This window comes from Shewanella sp. DC2-4, from assembly GCF_013248875.1.
Lineage (GTDB): Bacteria > Pseudomonadota > Gammaproteobacteria > Enterobacterales > Shewanellaceae > Shewanella > Shewanella oncorhynchi.
Map to the genome: position 1 here is coordinate 463967 of NZ_JABRVR010000002.1, position 10525 is coordinate 474491.

Genomic DNA, 10525 nt, shown 5'->3' on the forward strand with positions numbered 1-10525 from the left:
TTTTGTCAGATCAATCTAGCATAGCCGAAGCCCTGCAATGGGCTTATGTGCAGTTAGCATCAACCTCTGAATCCGCTCATCTGGATGCAGAGGTTTTGTTGTTATATTGCCTCAATAAAAGTCGCAGCTATTTATACACTTGGCCTGAAAAATCCTTGACGGTTGAGCAGTGGAAACGCTTCCAGCAAATGGTACAGAAACGCCAAAAAGGCGTACCTGTGGCACATATTGTCGGTGAGCGCGAATTTTGGTCGTTGCCTTTTATCGTCAACGACACCACTTTGATCCCGCGTCCTGATACGGAAATTTTGGTTGAAACTGCATTGAACATGCCGCTTTCCACCTACGCCAAAGTGCTCGATTTAGGCACTGGTACTGGGGCAATTGCGCTGGCGTTGGCGTCTGAGCGTGAGTCATGGCAAATCACCGCGGTCGATAAAGTCGATGATGCCGTGGCTTTGGCTATCGCGAATCGTGAGAACTTAAAGCTGCCACAGGTCGAAATTCTCCAGAGTGACTGGTTCAGTGCCGTAAAGTCGCGGGACTTTGATTTAATCGTCTCAAATCCGCCCTATATTGATGAAGCTGACGAACACTTGCACCAAGGTGACGTGCGTTTCGAGCCCCAAAGCGCGTTAACCGCCGCCGAGGAAGGCTTTGCCGATCTTTATTATATTGCCAACACAGCTCGAGATTACTTAAAGCCTAACGGTTATATCCTGCTCGAACATGGTTTTGAGCAGGCTGTGAAACTGAGGGCTAAGCTTATCGAACTAGGCTACGAGAATGTCGCCACAGTGCGAGACTTTGGCAGTAATGACAGATGCACTATGGGTAAATGGGCGGAATAAGTTACTAAAAATAAATTCGATGACCCATAGAATAATGATGAGACTTTAGACTTATTAACTTGTCATCTCAAATATAACGCTATTGCCAATCTGCAATGGCGTTTTTTATGTGTGGGTATTTTCTTAAAATAGTGTCTTCAGTGAATATAAGATGAATATTCTTAGGAGATATAGTTTAATCAGCTGTGGAATGGGATATTTTTCTTCAGCATTTGCTATAAGTTTTATATAGCGTTAATAGAAATAACGTAATTAATTATGATAAAAATGGATTTTTTCTAGAATTCTAAATTAAATTTTTATTGGGAACATAATGCCAGTATTTACTGGCATTAAGGTTTTAAATTTATAGCTTTAGAAACTGTAGCCTATTCCTACAGTGAAGCTCGTCATTTCAAATACTCCAGAATCCTGGTAGGCTAATGTTGTCATAATTTCGAAGCCATTATAAAAACGACAACGCCAACCTAATGCGGCATATAAGCCATATCCATCGTCTGAATACTCCTCTATAGTTATAACATCATCACTACTATTTCCGTAGTCATTCAATTGATAATTAGCTTTAGATTGAGATAATCCGGCCTTAAATATCGCATTATGTCTTGCTGATATTTGGTATGTATATGTGCCAGCAAGCCGAGAGGAATAAGAGTTCTCCAACACGTAATCGTCAAAAACACCATGTATTGCTGCGGTAAAAGGCTCACTTTGAAATGGTGTGTAACCTACTTCTACTCCCCAATCTGGGGTGAATTGATAGCGATAGGCAAAGTCATAATGGGTAATCCCCCCATAGTCTTCTGTTGAGCCTAAACCCAAGCCTGCAGAGAAACCATGGGTTTCGTCTGCGCTAGATGCTGTAGTGGAAATGAGTAAAGCTAAAAGTATAAATAAGCGTTTCATTGTACTTCCTGTAATCACATTAATCCATGAACGCTAAAAGTAACAGATTTGGTTGCTAATTGTAAATGTTTTGATTTTTATTTATTTCGTATGGTCTCCCGATAAGTGGGCAGATGTCTGTAAGTTTATATTGAAACAAATGTAATAATTTATTATTTCTTATTAGACTTCAGTAATTCGCTATGTATTTTACTTGGTAAACAGTGATTATTGTTAAATCCTCATTGTTTCTGAATGAACTAAATTAGATTTTTATAGTATTTTTTGTGTTGGTTGTATTCGTATACAGTGTGCGGAAATACATTTTTAATGAATGGAAGTTATTTCATTCAGATTTAAGGTTTGATTTTTATGTTAACGCTATTTTTGATTGCCACGAGTTCAAATCCGAAGTGCGAGATTTGGCAACTAAACCACTATTTTATTATCCAGTTATAACACTAGGTTACTCGCTCATTCCTGCATACCGTTCTATTTTTTCGAATGTTTAGGTCGTGATTTCGCGTTATTCTTTTGTAAACTTCCTTGTTATTCTGCTTCCATCAGCAAAGCGTTTGCGTCTTGTGTTAGCCGTATGATCTTGGCGTTTCACGTATCGCTTTGCTCAACCGATAGGAGAGCAGCAATGAAAGTATTAAGTCAGTTTTCCGCCAAAGCCGCGATGGATGGCGATGGGGTCAATATTCGCCGTGTCGCCGATTTTGTGACGACTAAATTTGATCCTTTCTTGATGATCGACGAAATAAAATCCGATGATGAACAAGACTTTATCGGTGGCTTCCCCGCACATCCCCATCGCGGGATGGAGACGTTCACTTATATTCGTAAGGGCGGTTTTGAGCATCGCGACCAAATGGGTAATGTGAAGGCGATTCGTGCCGGCGATGTGCAGTGGATGAGTACCGGGTTCGGGGTAGTGCACTCTGAAATGCCGCTGGCCGATGCTGTCGATGGTCTGCATGGATTCCAAATTTGGGTCAATATGCCCGCCAAAGACAAGCTGCGTCCAGCGAAGTATCAAGATACTGCGGGTAGCGCGAGCGTTGAAGTGGCCAATGACACGGGTGCTAGCTTAAAAGCCTTAGCGGGTGATTGGGGCTTTAAAGATCAACCGCTTATTAGTGCAGCTATTCAAGGGTTAGCGGGCGAAGCAGCCATTGCTGATTTAAGTCTATCGCCAAATGCTGAGGCCACGCTTGATTTGTCTCAACATGAGTTTGTCGCCTTGTACTTGTACCAAGGTGACTTAAGTAAAGGTGAAGACTCACAGTGGTCATCTGCTTCAAATCAACATCATCAGGGCGAGTTTTTAGTGCTCGATAGCCAAAGTGTGCTTAAGCTTAAAGCTGATGAGCGCGGCGCTGGGATGTTACTATTTGCGGGTAAACCTATCCGTGAAAAAATCGTCCAGATGGGTCCCTTTGTGATGAACACCCAAGCGGAAATTCAGCAGGCGATTCGCGATTACCAAGAAGGGCGTTTCGGCCAGATCGCGTAATTTGTTAAATCTGCCGCACTGAGCTAATTCTAAATCCAAGCCTAAGCCCTGTATTCCTGCAGGGCTTTTTTGTTGCTGTTTACGCCTGCTATGTTTATTGCTTAAGGACTTGAGGCAAAAGCCGCGCTTTGTTGCTACAATAGCCGTGCTTTTGGGTTGAGCGAGCCTAGCGCTTAAATCTAAACTCAAGCTAGCCTAAAACTAACCTGAATATTGATAGACCAGTTTAATCGATAAGTAACGCAATTTCAGTAACCTAGCAGCCGCTTCGTTACCCACCACAGGATATTCACCTTGAGCAACTCTGATACTAAGCCTAATCCATCAATGGCTTTTTCGACTCTTAAGCTAAAACCCGAACTGCTTGAGAACCTTTCTTCTATGGGCTACAACGAGATGACGCCAATTCAGGCGCAAAGTTTGCCACCCATTTTAGCGGGGCAGGATGTGATAGGTCAGGGTAAAACTGGCTCGGGTAAAACGGCCGCCTTTGGCTTAGGGTTACTGAACAAGTTAGACGTTAAACGCTTTCGCATTCAAACCTTAGTGTTATGCCCAACCCGCGAGTTGGCCGACCAAGTGGCGCAGGAAATCCGTACCCTTGCCCGTGGTATTCATAACGTTAAAGTACTGACACTTTGCGGCGGTGTGCCTATGGGGCCACAGGTTGGTTCGCTGGAGCACGGTGCACACATTATTGTGGGTACGCCGGGTCGTATCGTCGATCACTTAGATCGCAACCGTCTAGATTTAAGCAATCTCAACATGTTAGTGCTCGATGAAGCCGATCGCATGTTAGAAATGGGCTTCCAACCCGCTCTAGATGCGATTATCGAACAAGCGCCACGTGAGCGTCAGACGCTGCTATTCAGCGCGACGTTCCCGGAGCAAATTCAATCGATTGCTAAGCAAATCATGTATGACCCAAGCATGGTTAAAGTTGAAGGTAATCACGACAGCTTGAGCATAGCTCAACATTTTTATCACTTAGACGATGACAAGGCGCGTATGCAAGCGCTGCAATTATTGTTGTTAGAACATAAGCCTGAAAGCGCTGTGGTGTTTTGTAACACTAAACGCGAAACTCAAAAAGTGGCCGATGAGCTTGAAGGCTTAGGCTTTAGCGTATTGGCTTTGCACGGCGATTTAGAGCAAAGAGACAGGGACGAAACCCTGCTGCAATTTGCTAATAAGAGTGCCTGTGTATTAGTGGCGACTGACGTTGCTGCCCGTGGTTTGGATATCGATGCGCTCGATGCCGTGTTTAACTATCACGTCGCCTATGACACCGAAGTGCACATTCACCGTATCGGTCGTACTGGCCGTGCGGGCAGTAAAGGTGCCGCTTATACCTTCTATAACGACCAAGACGGTTATAAAATTGCCTTGTTAGAAGAGTATTTAGAGCGCGAAATTACCAGTGAATCACTGCCATCTGAAAGCCTGCTCGGCAACACGCCTGCAGCGCCAACCATGATCACTCTGCAGATCGATGGTGGTAAGAAGGAAAAACTGCGCCCAGGGGATATCTTAGGCGCGCTGACAGGCGAAAACGGTATCGAAGGCTCACAGGTGGGTAAAATCCAAGTGACAGATTACCGCGCCTATGTGGCCGTTAATCGTAAGGTTGCCAAGAAAGCACTGAACAAAATTACTGGCGGCCGGATCAAAGGAAAATCTTACCGCGCTTGGCCAATGAAGTAAGTTTGGCCTAGCTTGAGTTGAATCGTACCTCGATTTAATTCGCTCTATTTTTAAAGGGAATAAACTCAGGTTTATTCCCTTTTTTTGTTCGGTTTTATAGCGGTAGTCATTACACCTTTGTGTCTACTTCACCGCGAATCTTATTGGGCGATTAAGTAACACTTTGTATTTGTCTGCTTAATTGATATGCCCCTCAGCTTGCCTGTGTTAGAAGTGATTCTGAGTAAAAAATAAATGAGCGGATTAACGGCTTTGTCAGGTGATAGGGCTGCATCGGTTTGGAGTATTTATGTTTCGATGGACTATTTTACTAAGCATCTTTTTGAGCGCAGCGAGCGCTGCATCAATTCAGCCAGAGCCGCAACCGTTACAGCATTTCATCTACATTAACCATCGTGAGGCTAACGGAGAAAACATTCGTGCCGACAAGGCGCTGCACGATCCCCGTTTTGGCGGTGCGCAGATTGTTTATACTTGGCGCAGTTTAGAGCCTAAGCAGGGCGAATATGATTTCAGTGCGATTAGGGCCGATATTGCGTATCTCGATTCGATAGGCAAAAAATTGTGGATCCAGCTGCAAGAGAAATCCTTTACGCCCAGAGTCAATGTGCCGCGTTATTTGCTCGATGATCCTATTTATCAAGGCGGTGTGTTGAAGCAAAGCATGTTGAGTGCACCAGAGCGTGATCCCAATAAACCGGTGACGGATGATGAGTATGGCTGGTCAGCCAAAATGTGGGAGCCCTCAGTGCGTGCACGTTATCAACAATTGGTGCGTCAGCTTGGCCAAGAGTTTGATGGGAAAATTGCGGGCATTAACTTTAGTGAAAGCTCAATTGATGTGGGGACTGAAAACGCCGACGGAACAACCACCTTCCCCAGTGATTTTAATCCTAAAGCCTATATTGATGCGATTGGCGAGAATATGCAGGTATTAGCTGAGTCATTTCAGCATTCAACCGCTATGGTGTATTTGAACTTTTTGCCAGACGAATGGCTGCCATGGAATGACAAAGGCTATATGCGAGGCTTATTTGCGCAAGCCAAATCGCTCAACATGGGTGTTGGTGGCCCAGATCTGATGCCTTACCGTAAAAGTCATATGGCACAAAGTTATGCCTTTATTAAAGAGTACCCAGCGACACTGGTGAAAGGTATGGCGGTGCAAGACGGTAATTTGCGGCAGATTAATCCTAAAACGGGTAAAAAGAATACTGTGCCTGAGCTGTTGGATTTTGCGCAAAACTACCTAGGCTTAGACTACATTTTTTGGGTTGAAGATGAACCCTATTTTACGGATGAAGTCCTGCAGCAGTTGCCAGATACAAAGGCGAATTAGCTTAGGTTGCCGTTTTAGGTTGTTTAAGGCAGTGATTGTTCAAGCCGATTATTGTTCAAAGCGTAGATAACGAGCTAAACATCAAAATAAACAAAGACAAACAAAAACGCCCAATTCCATATGGAGTTGGGCGTTTCTGTTTAGGACTTAATACGGCTAAATCGCTAAGCAAGTTCGCTTAGCTTTTGCATTAATCCTGTGAATGTCTTGGACGACTCGCACCGTTATTTGGGCGACGGGTGTTTTTCTTTGGGCCATTGGCGTAAGGATTCTCACCCGCTTGGCCACGATTTTCGCCAGCGCCTGAACGGCTTTCACTTGGACGACTAGCGCCTGCGCTATTGGCTCGGCCATCGTTTGAACGTGGGGGACGAGGTTTGGCATCACTGCGGGGGGCGCTACTGGCTTCACCGCTGTGTCTTGGATTCTTGTCGTTTGGCTTGTGACCGCGCGCGACGTCACCGCTGCGTTGACCGTCTTTATGCTCGGCGCTTCTTGGAGCACCATCGCGTGAGCTAGGTTGGTTTGAGCTGCGGGTATTTCTACGGCTTGGTACTGATTTACCGCTACTTTTCCCGCCGCCACCCAAACGTGACTCAGGCAATACATGGTTAAAGCCTTCAACCATTTCTCGGTCTAATACGCGATTGATCAAACGCTCGATATCGTTCAGCAGTTTGATTTCTTCGTTGCTCACCAGTGACACGGCTTGACCCGATGCGCCAGCGCGGCCAGTACGGCCGATACGATGCACATAATCTTCTGGCACGTTCGGTAAGTCGAAGTTAACCACTTGTGGTAATTGGTCTATGTCTAAACCGCGGGCAGCAATATCGGTTGCAACCAGTACGCGAGCTTGACCATTTTTAAAGTCGGCCAAGGCTTTAGTACGGGCGGTTTGGCTCTTGTTACCGTGGATAGCGGCGGCTTTGATACCTGCCTCTTCAAGGCTTTTCGCCAGACGGTTAGCGCCATGTTTAGTGCGCGAGAATACCAACACTTGTTGCCAATCGTTTTGCTTGATGAGTTGGATCAAGAGTGCCGATTTTTGGCTCTTATCAACTGGGCAAACCCATTGTTTTACTGTGGTCGCTGCCGCGTTACGTGGCGTGACCGAAATTTCGACCGGATTGTTGACTAAGCCTTTTGCCAGCTCACGAATTTCATCGGAGAAGGTGGCCGAAAACATCAGGTTTTGACGTTGCTTAGGTAAAATGGCCAAAATCTTACGGATGTCGCGGATAAAGCCCATGTCGAGCATGCGGTCGGCTTCATCTAACACTAAGATCTCAAGCTGGCTGAATTTCACCGCTTTTTGATTATATAGATCCATCAATCGACCAGGCGTCGCGACTAATACGTCGACACCGTGGCGCAATTTCGCGATTTGTGGATTGATAGGCACGCCACCAAATATCACCGCTGAGCGCAGTGGTAAATTCTTACCATAGGTTTCAACACTTTCTGCAACCTGAGCTGCCAATTCGCGTGTCGGAGTTAACACTAATGCGCGCACTTGGCCTGCTTGGGCACGGTTACCTTTACTCAGGAGTTCGAGCATAGGTAGGGTGAAACCTGCTGTTTTACCTGTTCCTGTTTGGGCGGCCGCCATCACATCTTTGCCTTGAAGCACAGCGGGAATTGCTTGAGCTTGGATTGGCGAAGGTGTGTCGTAGCCTTGTTCGGCAACGGCTTTAAGTATCGGGGCCGATAAGCCCAGGGAGGTAAAACTCATAGATTGGTCTCTTGTGGCAACACTGTGCTGCATTTATGGTCAATAGCCAGGTCTGCTGGCGGGCGTGCAGCTTACAGGATCAGGGCTTTAAGTGCCATCTAATAAAGGTTTTTGGGCTGGGTTTCATTCATATTGGCACATAAATCGCTTGTCGGCGGCTTTCACTCGGCCTCGCTTATTTTTATAGGCGCAAGTTTAGATGGCAGAGTTTGAGGTTATGGAAGTTAATTGATTTCAAGGAACAAGATGACTATTAGGCCTATTTCATAATATCAATTGAAGTCATAGGCATTTTTTATCCAGAGTTAGAATGAGTTAGCGGTAGATCACGCTACAATAATGAGAGTGGTATAAACTAAAGTCGATTGGAGTAGAATTAACTAATGACGCAATTGGTTTCGCTATCTGTTCAGTTCGTGATTGATGTTATTCGCTGAATTTTTAACAATGAACCGAGCGAAAGAATTATTGAGTGTTTTCACAGTCACGTTTAACTGAGTCATTCATGTTTAACCGAGTCATTCATGTTTAACTTAGTTATTTAGATGGAGTGGCTTAAGAGCAGTTCTCTGCATGCTTGCGATTTATCTCACGTTTATTTTAGGATGAGGCATTGTAGGAACGGTTAAACGCCTCTCATTTATAGGTGGATTATGACAGCGATACAGCATATTGAACGCCTTGCACGAGGACGCAGTGAACAAGCCGTCGCTGTGATTAAAAATGTGCAGCAGATGTCAAATATCCCCATGCATGAGATGCAACTCGCGCTTAAACAATTGCTCAACTGTGGCCGAATTGCGCTGCATTTTCACCCCGATAGAATCGACAGCCGTGGTATGACTGTTGCCGAAGGTTTACTGCGCGATGGTCAATACCGTAGCCAGTTTGAGACTCATATTTCCAATGGTCAGTTGTCACCTGAGTTAGGTGGCCCACGGGATCATTGGGAAAATCAGCTTTTTGGGGATGTATACAAGGGCACTAAATCTCGGCCTAAATACGGTGCACTCGATCTGGGGATGTGGCAGGACGGTCCCGCCCCACGTTTTGGAAGCTGTTATTTTTTGACTCATACAAGTGCGATGGCGCGCTCAACCTTTAGTTATCTCGACTCGTATCGTAATCCGAAAGAGAAGGGCACGCTGTCATGTTTCGATGATATTTTAGCGGCGCTGCTGACTGAGAGTTTTGAGCGTCACTATGCCTTAGGCAAAACCGACTTTAAGCCACTGAATGTGATCCATTATTTGGGGCATCAGCTCAATGCTTCCTTGCTGTCACGTTTCGAGCGGCCGCTATCGAATAATCTTGACCATTATATAGAGGCACAGATCCATGGCGATGTTTCCCTCGATGAAGATATCGCCATGCTGGTGGCGGACCCCAGTTTTAAGGGTACTGATATTGGCGCAAGCTTAAGTAAAATTTGCGATAAATATGATATTGAGCTGCAATATCATGGTGGCTTTAGCCTGCATACGGCACAGATCCCCAGTGATTTCCGTGGGCCAACTATGCCATCGCTGGCTAATCGGATTGCCGTAGAAGACAGAGTCGATGCCTATGCCATAGGCGTGGCGGCGCGGGATTTATACCATTCTCCCCAGCATTGGCGTGACCGCGGTAATCGTGCGCAAGTCGCCCATGAACTTAAGTTGCTCTGGCATGTGCTAGTGAAATACGGTGGAGTGCAATAAGCGCGAACTCTTTAAAAATGCTTAATTGTAAACGTAAGCATTAACAACAAAGTGAGTTTAGGGCGTAAATAAAACAGCGAGATAACCTCAGGTTAACTCGCTGTTTTTATATAGATATTTTATCGTTAAGGTCGCCTAGCAACCAGTGTCGACTTTTTTATAAGTGGGAACGCCCGTTGTCTCCCATTTATAGTCGATATAGCAATTTGTCGCTTCGACTTGCGCTTCTGTGGGCGTGGCAAGGTTCAGTTTTTGCTTTGGTGTGGCGATAACTTCATAGGTGCCGTTGGTGGTGTAAATTCGATAGGACCACTCATTCACATTTAGCCCTGCCGCTTTAAAAATTTCTGGCGGAGTCGTGTAAGCTGTACTTGGCGTTATACCGCTGGTACTGGCAGCCCAAGGCTGATAGTTTTCGCCACGGATTTCGTCGTAAACGACTCTATTCGTGGTGCCGCTGTTAGCAATTTCCGACTTTGCCTTGAATAAAGTGACGGCGGATTTCATCGAAGCCAGTGCACCTGAGAGCTGACTCTTATATGCATCTGATTGTAAATTAATGAATTTAGGTGCAGCTACTACGGCTAATACGCCAAGAATAATAATAACCACAACGAGTTCAATCAGGGTGAAACCAGCATTTTTATTTGGCATAGATAGAGGACATTCAATACAAAGAGCTTCATGCTACCTAAGTTTTTTAAATCAGGCTAGTACTAGGTAAAGTTCCGTTAACTCCTAGATTTATTTATCTTTAGCTCGTTTTTGTGAGTCCGCTAGCAAAAGTCTGTG

At 45.2% G+C, this 10525-nt stretch carries 8 protein-coding genes; 5 read left to right on the plus strand and 3 right to left on the minus strand.

Annotated elements, in window-relative coordinates:
• Positions 1–2 precede the first annotated feature (2 nt).
• Entirely contained in the window at positions 3–851 is an 849-nt protein-coding gene (prmC, locus tag HQQ92_RS02700) for a peptide chain release factor N(5)-glutamine methyltransferase (RefSeq protein ID WP_113939044.1), read from the plus strand.
• 354 nt (positions 852–1205) lie between these two features.
• Here the strand turns inward: prmC and HQQ92_RS02705 are convergent, their stop codons facing one another.
• Positions 1206–1757: an outer membrane beta-barrel protein gene (locus tag HQQ92_RS02705; RefSeq protein WP_173242900.1), complete on the minus strand. Its 552-nt coding sequence runs from the start codon at positions 1755–1757 to the stop codon at positions 1206–1208.
• A 625-nt stretch (positions 1758–2382) separates the two neighbouring features.
• On the opposite strand from HQQ92_RS02705, the gene HQQ92_RS02710 reads away from it, so the two are divergent.
• The 3 genes from HQQ92_RS02710 to HQQ92_RS02720 all read left to right on the plus strand — a co-directional run bounded on the left by HQQ92_RS02710 (position 2383) and on the right by HQQ92_RS02720 (position 6298).
• Positions 2383–3255, plus strand: a complete 873-nt coding sequence (locus HQQ92_RS02710) for a pirin family protein (protein ID WP_173242903.1) — start codon at positions 2383–2385, stop codon at positions 3253–3255.
• A gap of 327 nt (positions 3256–3582) precedes the next feature.
• Positions 3583–4959: an ATP-dependent RNA helicase DbpA gene (gene dbpA / locus HQQ92_RS02715; protein ID WP_011847678.1), complete on the plus strand. Its 1377-nt coding sequence runs from the start codon at positions 3583–3585 to the stop codon at positions 4957–4959.
• 289 nt (positions 4960–5248) lie between these two features.
• A complete protein-coding gene (locus tag HQQ92_RS02720; RefSeq protein WP_173242906.1) occupies positions 5249–6298 on the plus strand; it encodes a hypothetical protein in 1050 nt (349 codons plus the stop codon).
• A 190-nt stretch (positions 6299–6488) separates the two neighbouring features.
• On the opposite strand, the gene HQQ92_RS02725 is transcribed toward HQQ92_RS02720, so the two are convergent.
• Positions 6489–8033, minus strand: coding sequence for a DEAD/DEAH box helicase (locus HQQ92_RS02725; RefSeq protein ID WP_173242909.1), 1545 nt, complete (start codon positions 8031–8033; stop codon positions 6489–6491).
• Between the two features lie 653 nt (positions 8034–8686).
• Between HQQ92_RS02725 and HQQ92_RS02730 the strand changes: the two genes are divergently transcribed.
• On the plus strand, positions 8687–9733 hold the full coding sequence (locus HQQ92_RS02730; protein WP_173242912.1) for a DUF3626 domain-containing protein: 1047 nt from the start codon (positions 8687–8689) through the stop codon (positions 9731–9733).
• Between the two features lie 135 nt (positions 9734–9868).
• Here the strand turns inward: HQQ92_RS02730 and HQQ92_RS02735 are convergent, their stop codons facing one another.
• Positions 9869–10387: a type II secretion system protein gene (locus tag HQQ92_RS02735; RefSeq protein ID WP_113939039.1), complete on the minus strand. Its 519-nt coding sequence runs from the start codon at positions 10385–10387 to the stop codon at positions 9869–9871.
• Positions 10388–10525: the final 138 nt, after the last annotated feature.